Raw genomic sequence first — 15,284 nt, 5'->3', positions numbered from 1 at the left:
TATGCTCATATCGGTCTGTTGCCTGAATGCCTGTCGAAGAACATTACGGCATCACGTATTCCTAAAGGCATTACATATCTATTTGTTGTAATTCGGTTTGAGGAAGACCGCATTCGGTAGTTACCGTGGCGTGCCTCGTCGCGCGGGATGAGCACGCTAAAACTATTCGTTTCACACTGAAGCCGATACAACAATGGCCACGCTCGATCCCGGGGTGCTGCTTGCTGAACTTTCGCCTGACAGTCCGTGCGGGGACGACGTCGAGTACGACCCGATGTTTCTCGAACTCGAACAGGTCGTGCATGGCAAGCCGGAAGTGCAGTATGGCGATACCGTCGTCGCCGCTACGCCGCCTGACTGGAAAGTCGCCCAGTCGCTCTCACTCGAACTGTTCAGCAAGAGCCGCGATCTGCGCGTGGCCGCGCATCTTGCGCGCGCGCTCCTGAACCGCCAGGGCTTCGTCGGGCTGGCGGAAGGGATGGCGCTGATCGAAGGGTTGCTGGAACAGTATTGGGATCATGTGCATCCTCAACTCGATCCTGACGACGACAACGATCCCACCGCCCGCATCAATGCGCTTGCCGTGCTGGTCGAAGCGTCGGGGATGCTGCTCGACGTGCGCGACACCGCGCTGGCCGCATCGCGCACGCACGGCATCGTCAGGTTGCGCGACATCGAATATGCGACGGGCGACATGCCCGTGCCCGATGGCGTCGAGCCGCCCACGCTCGCCTCCATCGACGCCGCCATCGCCGATGTGCGCGACGAAGCGGCCAACGTGCACGCCGCGTTACTGGCCGCGCGCCAGAGCAATACGCGGATCGAAACGCTATTGACCGAACGTGTTGGCGCAGCCCAGTCGATTGACCTGTCGCCACTGTCGCGTCTGTTGCAACAGGCGGCCCATTTTCTCGGTGAGCGGGTCAGTGACGCCGGCGAGCAGGCGGCAGAAGAAGCATCCGGTGGCGAAGGCGAAGAGGCTGCTGCAGGCAGCACGGGTGGGGCAGCGCGTGCAGCGCCCAGCGGCGAGGTCAACAGCCGTCAGGACGTGATCCGTCAGCTGGACAAGATCTGCGCCTATTACGAAAAGCAGGAGCCGTCGAGTCCCGTGCCGCTGTTGCTGATGCGGGCGCGTCGTCTGGTGGACAAGAGCTTCATTGAAATATTGCAGGACCTCGCGCCGGAAGGTCTCGGACAGGCCCGGCAGGTTGGCGGTATCGAAGAGTAGTCGTCGGGGGAGTCGTCAGCATCGTAACTGATACGCCGCTCCGCCTGTCGACGGTGCGGCGTCAACCAGGGGAACTGTCGTGGCCAAGGAAAGCAGCCAGAAATTCATTGCACGCAATCGCGCGCCGCGCGTGCAGATCGAGTATGACGTCGAGGTTTACGGCTCGGAAAAGAAGGTGAATCTGCCCTTTGTGATGGGCGTACTCGCCGATCTTTCCGGACAGCCTGCCGATCCGCTCGCACCCGTCGCGGACCGCAAGTTTCTGGAAATCGACGTCGACAATTTCGATGAGCGCCTGAAGTCGATGAAGCCGCGTGTTGCGGTGCAGGTGCCGAACATGCTGACGGGCGAAGGCAATATGGCCGTCGACATGACCTTCGAAAGCATGGACGACTTTTCTCCCGCTGCCGTTGCACGCAAGGTCGATGCGCTGGCGAAGCTGCTCGAGGCACGCGGCCAGTTGCAGAACCTCTTGACGTATATGGATGGCAAGACGGGCGCGGAAGATTTGATCGCGAAAGTACTGAACGACCCGGCCTTGCTGCAATCGCTCGCATCCGCGCCGAAGCCACAGGAATAAGCGCGACTCACTCACAGTGGAGTCTGACCATGGCTGAACCTACCCCGGAAGGACAAGTCCAGCAGACCGAGGGCGCGCTCGAGATGAGCGACTTCGCGAGTCTGCTGCAAAAGGAATTCAAGCCCAAAAGCGACAAGGCCAAAGAAGCCGTCGAAACGGCCGTGCGCACGCTCGCCGAACAGGCGCTGCGCGATACCGCCGTCATTTCCAATGACGTGCTTGCGACCATCGAGAGCCTGATCGCGCAGATCGACAAGAAGCTGAGCGAGCAGATCAACCTGATCATTCACTCGGAAGAGTTCCAGAAAGTAGAGAGCGCGTGGCGCGGTCTGCACTATCTGGTGAACAACACCGAGACGGACGAAACGCTGAAGATCCGCGTGATGAACATTTCGAAGGGCGAATTGCACAAGACGCTCAAGAAATACAAAGGCACCGCGTGGGATCAAAGCCCGTTCTTCAAGAAGCTCTACGAAGAAGAGTACGGCCAGTTCGGCGGCGAACCGTATGGCGCGCTGGTGGCCGATTACTACTTCGATAACAGCGGTCCGGACGTCGATCTGCTGACGCAGATGGCGAAAATTTCCGCCGCCGCGCACGCGCCGTTTATTTCGGCTGCGGACCCGTAGGTGATGCTGATGGATTCATGGCAGGAGCTGGCGAATCCGCGCGACCTCACGAAGATATTCCAGACGCCCGAGCATGCGGCGTGGCGCTCGCTGCGCGAATCGGAAGACTCGCGCTATATCGGCCTTGCCATGCCGCGCTTTCTCGCGCGTGCGCCTTACGGTGCGAAGACCAATCCCGTCGAAGAGTTCGATTTCGAGGAAGACACCGCGGGCGCCGACAGCAGCAAGTACACATGGGCCAATGCCGCCTATGCGATGGCGACCAACATCAACCGCTCGTTCAAGATGTACGGCTGGTGCTCGCGGATTCGCGGCATCGAATCGGGCGGTGCGGTGGAAGGCTTGCCCGTGCATTCGTTCCCGACCGATGACGGCGGCGTCGATATGAAGTGCCCGACGGAAATCGCCATCAGCGACCGGCGCGAAGCCGAACTCGCGAAGAACGGCTTCATGCCGCTCGTGCACAAGAAGAACTCGGATTTCGCGGCGTTCATCGGTGCGCAATCGTTGCACAAGCCCGCCGAATACGAAGACGCCGATGCGACGGCCAACGCGAATCTGGCCGCACGCCTGCCGTATCTGTTCGCATGCAGCCGCTTTGCGCACTACCTGAAGTGCATCGTGCGCGACAAGATCGGCAGCTTCAAGGAAAAGGACGAAATGCAGCGCTGGCTGCAGAACTGGATCCTGCAATACGTCGATGGCGATCCCGCGCATTCCACGGAAGAGTCGAAAGCACGCAGGCCGCTTGCGGCGGCGGAAGTCGTGATCGAAGAAGTCGAGGGCAACCCCGGTTATTACACCTCGAAGTTTTTCCTGCGTCCGCATTACCAGTTGGAAGGCCTGACCGTGTCGTTGCGGCTGGTCTCGAAGCTTCCGTCCGCCAAGGCGGCATGACGGAATTCCATTGTCAGTGGTGAACCATTTGAGTGGAGAAGAACATGGCCGTCGATATGTTCATTAAGATCGGTGACATCAAGGGCGAGTCTCAGGACAAGAGCCATAAGGATGAAATCGATGTACTCGCATGGAGCTGGGGGCTGAGCCAGAGCGGCACGATGCATATGGGAACGGGCGGTGGCGCGGGCAAGGTGAACGTGCAGGACATCTCGTTTACCAAGTACGTCGACAAGTCCACGCCGACCATCATGCTGGCCTGCGCGCAGGGCAAGCATATCGACTCGTGCATCCTCACGGTACGCAAGGCGGGCGGCGACAATCCGCTCGAGTACTACAAGGTCACGCTCACTGCGTGCCTGATCAGTTCGTATTCGACGGGCGGCTCGGGCGGCGAGGATCGCTTCACTGAAAACATCACGCTGAACTTCGAGCAGTTCCACGTCGAGTATCAGCCGCAGAACGCGAAGGGCGCGAAGGAAGGCGGTGTCGTCGAAATGAAGTGGAACATCGTGAAGAACGACGCCACGAACGGCTAGCAGCAGCGAGCTTGCCGCCGCGCCCCGGGGCATGTGGTGCGGCGGCGCGGCGATGCCATTGCGCGAGCACCGGCATCGCGACGTGATGCGCCAGCCTTGAACCCGCCTGACGGAGCGAACTGAGATGACGGCAGAAGAAAGCTTGCGCGAAGGTAATCTGGACGAGTGTCTGCGCCTGTTGCAAATGCAGGTTCGCAGCGATCCGTCGAAAGCGGCGCACCGCGTCTTCCTGTTCCAGCTGCTCGCCGTGCTCGGCGCGTGGGATCGCGCATTGACCCAGCTGAACGTGGTGGGCGATCTCGACGCGGCAGCCTTGCCGATGGTGCAAACCTATCGCGAAGCGCTGCAATGTGAAGCGCTGCGCGAAGCCGTGTTTAACGGCGCACATGCGCCACTGATTTTCGGCGAGCCGACCAGCTGGCTCGCGTTGCTGGTCGAAGCGTTGCGGCTCGATGCATCGGGCGACCAGGCAGCGGCGGCCGCCGCGCGCGACCAGGCGCTGGGCGAAGCGCCCGCGACATCGGGAACTCTGAATGGCGAACCGTTCGAATGGATCGCCGATGCCGACACGCGGCTTGGTCCAACGCTCGAACTGGTGCTCAACGGCCGTTACTACTGGGTGCCGTTTTTCCGCATCAAGCGCATTGAGATCGAAGCGCCTGTCGACCTGCGCGACCGCGTCTGGATGCCCGCCATCCTCACCTGGGCCAACGACGGCCAGGCAGTCGGTCTGATTCCCACGCGCTACGCCGGCACGCTGACCGAAAAGAATCACGCGCTGTGGCTCGCGCATCTGACGCAATGGATCGGCGACGAAGCGCACGCGCGTCCTGTCGGGCAACGCATGCTCACCACCGACGCGAACGACTACGCGCTGCTCGATGTGCGCACCATCGAACTGGCTGTCGAAGCCGAGCCGCCGTCGAACCGCGAGAGCAACGAAGGCAGCGAGGGCGGCGCAGCCGCACCCGATCATGGCTGAGCTGAGCACGCGCGACCGCTTGCAGCCATCGCTGCTGGACCGGCTCACCGATCACGAACCCGAGCAGAAGCAGGAGGCGCGCGAGCGCCGCGTGCTGTCGATCCGCGCGCTGCGTCAGAGCGTGCAGCGCGATCTCGGCTGGTTGCTCAACGCAAACGGCCTGAGTTCGGTACAAGACCTGTCGGGTTATCCGTATGTGAGCACGTCGGTATTGAACTATGGCTTTCCCGATATCGCCGGCAAGACGGCTTCGGGCGTCGATTCCGCGAAACTCGAAAAGCATGTGCGCGACGCCATCTGGGCATTCGAGCCGCGCATCCTGCGCGACACCGTGCGCGTGACGGCGATCCAGATGGAAGAGACTACGGGTCGCCACAACACCGTGTCGTTTCTGATTGAAGGAGACTTGTGGGCGCAGCCGTACCCTGAGCGACTCTATTTCAGGACTGAACTGGATCTGGAGGCCGGGGAAATCAGAGTGATCGACCAGAGCGGCGTGCGCTGAATCCATGAACCCGGAACTGATCAAGTACTACAGCGCGGAACTCCAGCACCTGCGGGAAATGGGTGGCGAATTCGCGAAGGAGTATCCGAAGATCGCCGGGCGGCTCGGGATCGAAAATCTCGAATGCGCGGACCCGTATGTCGAGCGTCTGCTCGAAGGCTTCAGCTTTCTCGCGGCGCGCGTGCAACTGAAGATCGATGCCGAGTTTCCGCGCTTCACGCAGCATCTCGCCGAACTAGTCTATCCGCATTATCTGGCGCCGACGCCGTCGATGGCGGTGGTGCAGATTCAGCCCGATCTGAGTAACGCGGGCCTTGCCGAAGGCGTGAAAATTGCGCGCGGCAGCGCGTTGCGCAGCCTGCTCGACAAGAATGGCTCGACGCGTTGCGAGTATCGCAGCGCGCACGATCTGACGCTATGGCCGCTGGAAATCGCCGATGCAAAGTTCTTCACGCATTCGGGATCGCTGGGCGGCGCCGATATCGCGTTGCCTGCGGGCGTCAAGGCGGGGCTGCGGCTGCGGCTGCGCGCGACGGGCGGCCTGAAGGTCAATCAGCTAAGACTGGATAAGCTGGTGCTGTATCTGCGTGGCACCGACTCGATGCCGACGCGTCTCTACGAACGCCTGATCGGCTCGGCGATGGGCGTAGTCGTGATGCCTGTGTCGCGGCCTGCGACATGGCATGTGCAATTGCCCGCCACGGCAGTCGCGCCGATGGGCTTCGCCGAAGACGAAGCGCTGCTGCCCATCGGCAGGCAATCGTTTCAGGGTTACCGGCTGCTGCAGGAGTATTTCGCGTTCGCGGCGCGGTTCATGTTCGTCGCGATCGACGGCTTGCAGCAGGCACTGCGCCGCTGCAACGACAACGAAGTCGAAGTGATCGTGTTGCTGAAGCGCGGCGACCCGATGCTCGAACAGGCTGTCGATGCATCGAATTTCGCGCTCTACTGCACGCCCGCGATCAACCTGTTTCCGCGCCGCACCGATCGCATCGCGCTGTCGGCGGAACAGTTCGAATATCACGTGGTCGCCGACCGCACGCGTCCGATGGATTTCGAAATCTACCGGATCGAAGAAGTGACGGGCTATGGCGCGGGCGCCGCCGCTGAGCAGAAGTTCGAGCCGTTCTATCACGCGCGCGATCTCGGCGCCGGTTATGGCGCAGGCGCGTATTACCAGGTGCGGCGCGACCGGCGCGTGCGTTCGGCGCGTCAGGCCGAGCGCGGCCCGCGCACCAGCTATCTCGGCAGCGAGACCTTCATTGCGCTGGTGGATGCCGCCAACGCGCCGTTTCGCGGCGACTTGCGTCAGCTTGGTTTGCAGGTCTTGTGCACCAATCGCGATCTGCCGCTCACGTTATCGATCGGTCTTGGCGCGAGCGACTTCACGCTCGATGTCGAAGCGCCCATCGAAAGCGTGCGCTGCGTGAGCGGCCCGAGCCGGCCGCTGCCGTCGTTTGCGGAAGGTGCCGTTGCGTGGCGGCGGTTGAGTCATCTGTCGCTGAACTATGCGTCGCTGGTGGATAGCGATGCGAAGGAGGGCGCGCGCGCGATGCGCGATCTGCTGAGCCTCTATTGCCCCGTCGACGACGCACCGGCCCAGCGCATGATCGAAGGTCTGCATTCGATCGGCTCGCAACCCGTGACGCGCCGCTTGCCCACCACGGGGCCGATCGTGTTCGGCCGCGGCCTCGCCATCACGCTGACACTCGACGACGCTGCATTCGAAGGCGCGGGCGCATTCCTGCTCGGCGCGGTGCTGTCGCATTACTTCGCGCAATACGTGTCGATCAATTCATTCGCCGAGACGGTGGTAAGAACCCTGTCGCGCGGCGAGATCATGCGCTGGCCAGCGAGGGTCGGACAATGCCGGACGCTCTGACACTGCTGCGCGAACTCGAAGCGCACGCTTATCGCTTCGATTTTTTCCAGGCGCTGAGGCTGATCGAAAACGCGCATCGTGACAAGCCGCGCATTGGCGAGTCGGTGCGCCCGCGCGATGATGCCGTGCGCTTCTCGCAGGAACCCGAGCTGATCTTTCACCCGAGCACGCTCGGCGCGCTGATTCCGTCGAAAGACGGCCATGCGGCGCGGCTGGCCGTCAATTTCTTCGGCCTGATGGGCCCGCACGGTCCGCTGCCCGTGCATCTGACCGAGTACGTGCGCGACCGTGCCCACAACGCGAACGATCCCACCTTCGCGCGCTTTCTCGACATTTTCCATCACCGGATGGTGTCGCTGTTCTATCGCGCGTGGGCCAATGCGCAGCCGACCGTGAGTCTCGACCGGCCAGAGCGCGACCGGTTTTCCGTCTATGTGGGCAGCACGTTTGGACTCGGCGAAGCGGCACTGCGCGAACGCGACGCCGTGCCCGATTTCGCGAAGCTGCATTTCGCGGGCCTACTGGCAGGGCCGACGCGTCCCGCGGAGGGACTGCAACTGATCCTTGCACGCTTTTTCAATCTGCCCGTGCGCATCGAGCAATGGATCGGCCACTGGATGGCATTGCCGCACGACACGCTGTCACGGCTGGGCGCGCGCGACGGCTCGGCGTCGCTTGGCATGTCGACGCTGCTTGGCGCGCGCGTGTGGGATTGCCAGCACAAGTTCCGCATCGTCATCGGACCGTTGACGCTGGCCGACTACGAACGTTTCCTGCCCGGCGGAGACAGCCTGCGGCGGCTCACGGACTGGGTGCGCAACTACGTGCGCGACGGTCTCGACTGGGATGTGAACCTGTGGCTCAGACAGGAAGACGTGCCGCGTCTCGCGCTCGGAAAACGCGCTCGGCTCGGCTACACCAGCTGGCTGCTGAGCGGCCCCGCGCAACAGGACCAGCGTCAGTTGAAATTGCATCCTGCTTCGTCATCCCAACACTCATCGAAGGACTAGCAAAATGGCCGAAATCAAACGTGCAGCGTTGTTCGGCAAGCTGAACAAGCTGGCCTACCGCGCAATAGAAAGTGCCAACGTGTTCTGCAAGCTGCGTGGCAATCCGTATATCGAACTGGTGCACTGGTTCCATCAGATCCTGCAGTTGCAGGACTCGGATCTGCATCGCATCGTCAAGCATTTCGGCATCGAGCCGTCGGCGCTCGCACGCGATCTGACGGAGGCGCTCGACCGCTTGCCGCGTGGCGCGAGTTCGGTGGTCGATATCTCGTCGCAGGTCGAAGAGGCCGTCGAGCGCGGCTGGGTGTTCGGCTCGCTGATGTTCGGTGAGTATCAGGTGCGCACGGGTCATCTCGTGGTCGGCATGTTGAAGACATCGTCGCTGCGCAATGGGCTGTATGGCATCTCGCGTCAGTTCGAGCGGGTCAAGCTCGATGCGCTGGTGGATGAATTCGACAGCCTGCTCGGCGGCTCGCCCGAAGCGGAGATGACGGCAACCGACGGTTCGCAGGCCGCCGCTGCCGCGCAATCCGGCAGCGCGGACGGCGGCGTGCCGCCTGCCTCGATGGGCAAGCAGGAAGCGCTACGGCGCTTCACTACCGATCTGACCGAGCAGGCGCGCAGCGGCAAGCTCGATCCGATTGTCGGCCGCGACGAGGAGATCCGTCAGGTGGTCGATATCCTCATGCGCCGCCGCCAGAACAACCCGATCCTGACGGGCGAGGCGGGCGTCGGCAAGACGGCGGTCGTCGAAGGCTTTGCGCAGCGCATCGTCGCGGGCGACGTGCCGCCGATGCTGCGCGACGTGCAGTTGCGCACGCTCGATGTCGGCTTGCTGCAGGCAGGCGCGAGCATGAAGGGCGAGTTCGAGAACCGGCTGCGCCAGGTGATTGAAGAGGTGCAAGCCTCTGAAAAGCCGATCATCCTGTTCATCGACGAAGCGCATACGCTGGTTGGCGCAGGCGGCGCGGCAGGCACGGGCGACGCCGCGAACCTGCTGAAGCCGGCGCTCGCGCGCGGCACGCTGCGCACCGTCGCGGCCACCACGTGGGCCGAGTACAAGAAGCACATCGAAAAAGATCCCGCGCTTACGCGCCGCTTCCAGGTCGTGCAGGTGCCGGAGCCGGACGAAACAAAAGCCGTGCTGATGATGCGCGGCATCACCTCGACGATGGAAAAGCATCACAAGGTGCAGGTGCTCGACGAAGCGCTCGAAGCCGCTGTGCGGCTGTCGCATCGCTATATCCCAGCACGGCAGTTGCCGGATAAATCGGTGAGCCTGCTCGATACGGCGTGTGCGCGCGTCGCGGTAAGCCAGCACGCGACGCCGCCTTCCGTCGACGATTCGAGAAAGCGCATCTCGGCGCTCGAAACGGAATTGCAGATCATTGGACGCGAGACAGCAGTAGGTGTGGACACGGCTGAACGGCTCGCCGTCGCGACCGAGCGCGTGACAGCCGAACGCGCGCGACTGGCCGAACTCGAAGCGCGCTGGGAAGCCGAAAAAGCGCTGGTGACGCGCATCCTCGATCTGCGCGCGCAACTGCGCAACGAGACGGGCAAGGTCGAAGGCGCAGCGGACGCACCCGCGCCGACGCCCGCCGATGAAGCCACGCGCGAAGCACAACTCGCCGCACTGCGCGAACTGCAGGCGAAGCTCGCGGAACATCAGGGCGACGACCCGCTGATCCTGCCGACTGTCGATCAGCAGGCGGTCGCGTCGGTGGTGCAGGACTGGACGGGCATCCCCGTCGGCCGCATGGTGCGCAACGAGATCGAGAACGTGCTGAAGCTCGCCGAGAACCTCAACAAGCGGATCATCGGCCAGGGCCACGCAACCGAGATGATCGCGCGGCGCATCCAGACCTCGCGCGCCGGTCTCGACAATCCGAACAAACCGATCGGCGTGTTCATGCTGGCGGGCACGTCCGGTGTCGGCAAGACGGAGACAGCGCTGGCGCTCGCCGAAGTGCTGTATGGCGGCGAACAGAACGTCATCACGATCAACATGAGCGAGTACCAGGAAGCGCATACGGTGTCGTCGCTCAAGGGTGCGCCGCCCGGCTATGTCGGCTATGGCGAGGGCGGCGTGCTGACGGAAGCGGTGCGGCGGCGGCCCTATAGCGTCGTGCTGCTCGACGAAGTTGAAAAGGCGCACCCGGATGTGCACGAAATTTTCTTCCAGGTCTTCGACAAGGGCTGGATGGAAGACGGCGAAGGACGCGTGATCGATTTCAAGAACACGCTGATCCTGCTCACGACTAACGCAGGCACCGATCTCATCACCAATCTGTGCAAAGACCCGGAGTTGATGCCGGAGCCGGAAGGCATCGCGAAAGCATTGCGCGAGCCGCTGCTGAAGGTGTTTCCGCCTGCACTGCTTGGGCGCGTCGTGGTGATTCCGTACTACCCGCTGTCCGATGCCATGCTCGGCGCGATCATCCGGTTGCAGCTTGGGCGCATCGAGAAGCGCGTGCGCACCTCGCACAAGATTCCTTTTGCGTATGACGACGACGTGGTGAAGCTGATCGCCAGCCGCTGCACGGAACTGGAAAGCGGTGGCCGGATGATCGACGCGATTCTCACGAACACGCTGCTACCGCATATCAGCAACGAGTTCCTGACGCGCATGATGAATGGCACATCGGTATCGAAAGTGCAGATCGGTGCACGCGAGGGCGAGTTCGTCTACGCGTTCGATTGAGCGGACGTATCGCATTGATTGACGGAGTCTGTATGCCGCAACAGGTCAGCATGGGCGCGACGCTGCAATGTTCGTTCGGTGCCGCGCCGTCGACGCTCGTGGTTCTGCCCGTGAACCTCGTGATGGGCGAAGGGCCGCCTGCCGCCAACATCATGGATCACGTGCCGCTCGTCAACATCCTGCCGTTCGGCATGTGCAGTTCGCTGGCCAACCCGACGGTGGCCGCCGCGACCACGGCGGCGCTCGGCGTGCTGACGCCGATGCCGTGCATCCCCGCGACGCTGTCGCCGTGGGTGACGGGCGCGCCGACCGTGCTGCTCGGCAACCAGCCGTCGCTCGATAACGTATCGAAGTGCATGTGCAACTGGGGCGGCGTGGTCACGATCGTCAACCCGGCCACCGTCAAGACGATGATTCCGTGACATGACCAGCCAGGACACCTCTCGCCACGTCACCGTCAGTTGCGCGCCTGCCGGCAGCGACCTGCTGTTCCTGCGTCTCACGGGCCATGAGGAACTGGGGCGCCTGAGCGAGTTTCATCTGGATCTGCTCAGCGCGAGCAACGATCTGAAACCGGGCGACCTGCTCGGCCAGGATATGTCGGTGGCGATCGATCTGCCTTCCGACGGCGAGCGGCAGATCAACGGCATCGTCACTGCGTTCCGGCTGCTCGCGCCCGGCGACAAGACCCGCAACCGCATGGCCCGCTATGAAGCGACGGTGCGGCCACGGCTCTGGCTGCTCACGCGCGCATCGCACTGCCGCTTCTTTCATGAGATGACGGTGCCCGACATCATCGCGAAGGTGCTGCAGGACTACGACATCGACCTGAGCAACAAATGCTCGGCGACGTACCCTTCGCTGGAGCATTGCGCGCAGTATCGCGAGACGGATTTTGCGTTCGTCAGCCGCCTGATGGAGCACGAGGGCATCTACTACTACTTCGAGCACAAGGGCGGCAAGCACACACTCGTGCTGACCGATTCCGCCGATGTCCACACGTCGATCCCGCACTACGCGACGATTTCCTACGACGGCTGGTATGAACCCGTGCAGGAAAAGGAGTGCGTGTATCAGTGGTCGTCGGGTGCGGAGCTGCAGACGGGCAAGTACGAAGTCAACGATTACGACTTCGAGAAACCGTCGTCGAGTAACCAGCAAGGACTGCTTTCGCGCGCGACGCGGCCGAAAGTCTATGACCCGCCCGTCTACACGATGCAGGAGCATCTGAGTGGCCACATCGAATCGGGCGATGGCGACCGTTACGCGAAAGTGGGCGTGGAAATCCGCCAGGCGCGCAACGACAGCATCAGCGGGCGCACCAGCGCGCGCGGCGTGTGGCCGGGCGGCCTGTTCAAGCTGCAGGAACATGCGTGCGATGCGCAGAACCACGACTATCTGGTGGTCAGCGCCGATTACGAAATCAACTCGGACGTCTACGTGTCGAGCTATAGCGACCAGCAGGCGCTGCCGTTCTTCGATTGCCGCTTTACGGTGCTGCGCAAGGAGAACCAGTTCCGTGCCGAACGCATCACACCGCCGCCCGTGGCGGCAGGCCCGCAGACCGCGATGGTGGTCGGCCCCGACGGCGACGAAATTCTCACCGACAAGTATGGCCGCATCAAGGTGCAGTTTCACTGGGAGCAGTTCGCGCCGCCCTCCGACAGCAGCGAACGGATGAAGCGTTGCTGGGTGCGTGTGTCGCACAGTTGGGCGGGCAAGCGCTGGGGCACGTTCTTCATTCCGCGGATCGGCCAGGAAGTGCTGGTCGATTTCATCGAAGGCAATCCCGACCGGCCGCTCGTGACGGGCTGCGTGTACAACGCGAACACCATGCCGCCCTACGATCTGCCGGCGAATTCCGCGCTATCGACGCTCAAGAGCAATTCGACCAAGGGCGGTGGCGGCTTCAACGAAATGCGTTTCGACGATACGAAGGGCAGCGAGCAACTGTTCTTTCACGCCGAGAAAGACCACGAATCGTGGATCAAGAACGACACGCTGGCCAATGTCGGCAACGACCGGCATCTGAAGGTCACGGGCAATGAATTTATCGCAGTGACGGGCGCGCGCCACGATGCCGTGACGGGCGACCGCAACGCCAAGGTGGACGGCAACGATTCGCTGAACGTCAGCCAGAAGCTGCAGGAAAAGGTCGGCATGGATTACGCGCTCGATGCAGGCATGAACGTGCATATCAAGGCGGGCATGAATGTCGTGATCGAGGCGGGCGTGAGCATCACGCTCAAGGCGGGTGGCGCGTTCGTGGTGGTGGGGCCCGCGAGCGTCGCGGTATCGGGGACGCCGATCCTGTTGAACTCGGGCGGCTCGGCGGGTTCGGGCAGCGGCTCGTCGCCGACTGCGCCGACCGCGCCGAAAGACGCCGACGACGGCACGAAGAAACTCAAATGACGACGCGCAAATCATGATGCGAAGCTTGGCCGTGGAGGCCGGGGAGACAAGTGAACGATCCGATTCTTTCGTTGCGCGTCGCGCGCTTCAATGACGAGCCGGTGGCCGAGCCGATTGCGGTCGAGTTCGGCCCGGCGGGCGGCACCATTGGCCGCGCGACGGATTGCACGCTGGTGCTGCCCGACCAGCAGCGCGCGATTTCGCGCGTGCATGCGCGCATCGAGTTCCGTGGTGGCGAGTATCTGCTGTGCGATCTGGGCAGCAACCCGAGCGTGCTGAATCAGCGCGCGCTGGGTGGCACGCGCGAGGCGCGTCTCGCGAATGGCGACCGGCTGGTGATCGGCACCTATCTGCTGGAAGTGGCGATTGCCGAGCGTGTGGTGGGGGCGCGCAGCATCACTGGGCTGGCCGATCCGCTGGCAGCCGTAAAGGTGCTCGACGGGCCGTTGCCTGGCGATGCGCTCGGCGATCCGTTTGGGATTGGCGCGCTCGATCCGTTGGGACAGCCCGCGTTCGGCGAGCGCGCGCCGCTTGCATCGGGGCCGCGTTTCGCGGGTTCGGAAAGCGATCATGTGGCGCCGGAGTTTCAGGCGTTTTCCGCGCCGGTTGCGGCGCCTTCTGGTGCCGGTTCTGCTTCGGCGTCCGGGCATGCTGCGCCTGTCGTGCCGGGGCCGTCGGCAGCTTCGCCCGGTGGGATTCCCGCTGACTACGATCCACTCGCCGATGTGCTCGCGCAATGGGAAACACCGGCGCAAACGCGTGGTGGGCAGACGGGTGCGGCGCATGCGTCACCGCTTTTTGCGCCGCCGCCTGCGGTTGTGCCAGCACCTGCTCCGGCACCTGCATTTGGAAGCGCGCCACAGACCTCGGTGCCATCAGCAGGCGGGCCAACAGGTTTATCGCCAGGCCTGCTCGATAATCCAGGCGCCGGCGCTGCGACACCATTCGACGATCTGCTTGCGCCGGCGGGAGGCAAGCTCATTCCGGAAGACCTCACGGAGATCGCGCCTGCGTCTTCACTGCCGGATGCGGCGGCGCCGGCGCCTGTCGTGCCTGCACCTGTATCTGCACCTGCACCTGCACCGATCCAGCCCGCCGCGCAGCAAGCTGCCATCACGCAACACGAACCTGAAGCGACATCTGCCGCGAGCATCACGCCCGCCGTAGTGACTCCCAAGCCCACCGCACCATCCGTCGCGTCCGAACCCTCGCCGCCACGCCCCCCAGCGCCGCAAGGCGACACCTTCGCCGCCTTACTCGAAGGTCTCGGCATCGACCCGACCCGCGCACCGAACCTGCCGCCGGAGCAACTCGCGCGACTGGTCGGCATGATGCTGCGCGAAGCGCTGCGCGGCACCATGGCTGTTCTGCGGGCGCGTTCGATGACACGTCGCGAAGCGCGTCTCGACGTCACGCTGATCGTCGCGCGCGACAACAATCCGCTGAAGTTTTTCCCCGATGTCGACAGCGCGCTTGCGCAGATGCTCACAGGCCGTGGCAGCGGTTATCTGCCGCCCGCTGAGGCACTGGAGCGCGCCTTCAACGATATCGAATCGCACGAACTGGCCGTGATCGTCGGCATGCGGGCGGCGCTGGCCGAGGTGCTGGGTCGCTTCGATCCCGTCAGCATCGAAGCGCAACTGAAAGCGGGCGGCGTGATGGAGAAGGTCTTGTCGAACCGCAAGGCAAAGCTATGGGATCTGTTCGTCGAGCGTCAGGCAGGCGTGGCGCGCGAAGCGGAGGACGACTTTCAGCGTCTTTTCGGCAAGGCCTTCAACGAAGCCTACGAGGCACAGATCGACGCGCTGCTCGCCGCGCGCAAGAGCGGCAAGACAGACCCGGGTGGCCAGCACTGATCGTCTTGCATCGCGAGTAGTCCACGCAACAGACCCGAAAGCAGTCTATTATACACATCT

General features: G+C 63.1%; 11 protein-coding genes and 1 pseudogene. All 12 read left to right on the top strand.

Features of this window, described 5'->3' with window-relative positions:
• Positions 1–193 precede the first annotated feature (193 nt).
• The 12 genes and pseudogenes from tssA (at position 194) to tagH (ending at position 15,224) form a co-directional block, all read left to right on the top strand.
• On the top strand, positions 194–1,228 hold the full coding sequence (gene tssA / locus DK391_RS33105; RefSeq protein ID WP_109482222.1) for a type VI secretion system protein TssA: 1,035 nt from the start codon (positions 194–196) through the stop codon (positions 1,226–1,228).
• A gap of 79 nt (positions 1,229–1,307) precedes the next feature.
• Positions 1,308–1,808 (top strand): type VI secretion system contractile sheath small subunit, encoded by a 501-nt coding sequence (gene tssB, locus DK391_RS33100; RefSeq protein ID WP_109482221.1) that lies wholly within the window; start codon positions 1,308–1,310, stop codon positions 1,806–1,808.
• Between the two features lie 29 nt (positions 1,809–1,837).
• Positions 1,838–3,334: pseudogene (gene tssC, locus DK391_RS33095) on the top strand (type VI secretion system contractile sheath large subunit).
• A 44-nt stretch (positions 3,335–3,378) separates the two neighbouring features.
• Entirely contained in the window at positions 3,379–3,873 is a 495-nt protein-coding gene (locus tag DK391_RS33090; protein ID WP_109482220.1) for a type VI secretion system tube protein Hcp, read from the top strand.
• Between the two features lie 124 nt (positions 3,874–3,997).
• Positions 3,998–4,855: a type VI secretion system accessory protein TagJ gene (locus DK391_RS33085; RefSeq protein ID WP_109482219.1), complete on the top strand. Its 858-nt coding sequence runs from the start codon at positions 3,998–4,000 to the stop codon at positions 4,853–4,855.
• Complete coding sequence (gene tssE, locus DK391_RS33080) at positions 4,848–5,360, top strand: type VI secretion system baseplate subunit TssE (protein ID WP_109482218.1); 513 nt, start codon at positions 4,848–4,850, stop codon at positions 5,358–5,360. The genes DK391_RS33085 and tssE overlap by 8 nt, the downstream gene beginning before the upstream one ends.
• Before the next feature lie 4 nt (positions 5,361–5,364).
• Positions 5,365–7,242, top strand: a complete 1,878-nt coding sequence (tssF, locus tag DK391_RS33075; protein WP_109482217.1) for a type VI secretion system baseplate subunit TssF — start codon at positions 5,365–5,367, stop codon at positions 7,240–7,242.
• Positions 7,227–8,252: a type VI secretion system baseplate subunit TssG gene (tssG, locus tag DK391_RS33070; RefSeq protein WP_109482216.1), complete on the top strand. Its 1,026-nt coding sequence runs from the start codon at positions 7,227–7,229 to the stop codon at positions 8,250–8,252. Before tssF ends, tssG begins: the two co-directional genes overlap by 16 nt.
• A 4-nt stretch (positions 8,253–8,256) precedes the next feature.
• Positions 8,257–10,956, top strand: a complete 2,700-nt coding sequence (tssH, locus tag DK391_RS33065) for a type VI secretion system ATPase TssH (protein ID WP_109482215.1) — start codon at positions 8,257–8,259, stop codon at positions 10,954–10,956.
• A 32-nt stretch (positions 10,957–10,988) separates the two neighbouring features.
• Positions 10,989–11,378, top strand: a complete 390-nt coding sequence (locus DK391_RS33060; protein ID WP_109482214.1) for a DUF4280 domain-containing protein — start codon at positions 10,989–10,991, stop codon at positions 11,376–11,378.
• A gap of 1 nt (position 11,379) precedes the next feature.
• Positions 11,380–13,368, top strand: a complete 1,989-nt coding sequence (tssI, locus tag DK391_RS33055) for a type VI secretion system tip protein TssI/VgrG (RefSeq protein ID WP_109482213.1) — start codon at positions 11,380–11,382, stop codon at positions 13,366–13,368.
• A gap of 50 nt (positions 13,369–13,418) precedes the next feature.
• Positions 13,419–15,224 carry a type VI secretion system-associated FHA domain protein TagH gene (tagH, locus tag DK391_RS33050; protein WP_109482212.1) on the top strand — a complete coding sequence of 602 codons (1,806 nt, stop codon included), beginning with the start codon at positions 13,419–13,421 and terminating at the stop codon, positions 15,222–15,224.
• Positions 15,225–15,284: the final 60 nt, after the last annotated feature.

This window comes from Paraburkholderia sp. C35, assembly GCF_003121405.1.
Taxonomy (GTDB): Bacteria; Pseudomonadota; Gammaproteobacteria; order Burkholderiales; family Burkholderiaceae; genus Paraburkholderia.
Note: the sequence above shows the minus strand (reverse complement) of the source record. Positions and strands in the feature narration are given on the sequence as shown.

Coding starts and splice junctions, on each gene's coding strand:
- tssA (WP_109482222.1), top strand. CDS start 194: ATGGCCACGCTCGATCCCGGGGTGCTGCTTGCTGAACTTTCGCCTGAC.
- DK391_RS33090 (WP_109482220.1), top strand. CDS start 3,379: ATGGCCGTCGATATGTTCATTAAGATCGGTGACATCAAGGGCGAGTCT.
- DK391_RS33085 (WP_109482219.1), top strand. CDS start 3,998: ATGACGGCAGAAGAAAGCTTGCGCGAAGGTAATCTGGACGAGTGTCTG.
- tssE (WP_109482218.1), top strand. CDS start 4,848: ATGGCTGAGCTGAGCACGCGCGACCGCTTGCAGCCATCGCTGCTGGAC.
- tssF (WP_109482217.1), top strand. CDS start 5,365: ATGAACCCGGAACTGATCAAGTACTACAGCGCGGAACTCCAGCACCTG.
- tssG (WP_109482216.1), top strand. CDS start 7,227: ATGCCGGACGCTCTGACACTGCTGCGCGAACTCGAAGCGCACGCTTAT.
- tssH (WP_109482215.1), top strand. CDS start 8,257: ATGGCCGAAATCAAACGTGCAGCGTTGTTCGGCAAGCTGAACAAGCTG.
- DK391_RS33060 (WP_109482214.1), top strand. CDS start 10,989: ATGCCGCAACAGGTCAGCATGGGCGCGACGCTGCAATGTTCGTTCGGT.
- tssI (WP_109482213.1), top strand. CDS start 11,380: ATGACCAGCCAGGACACCTCTCGCCACGTCACCGTCAGTTGCGCGCCT.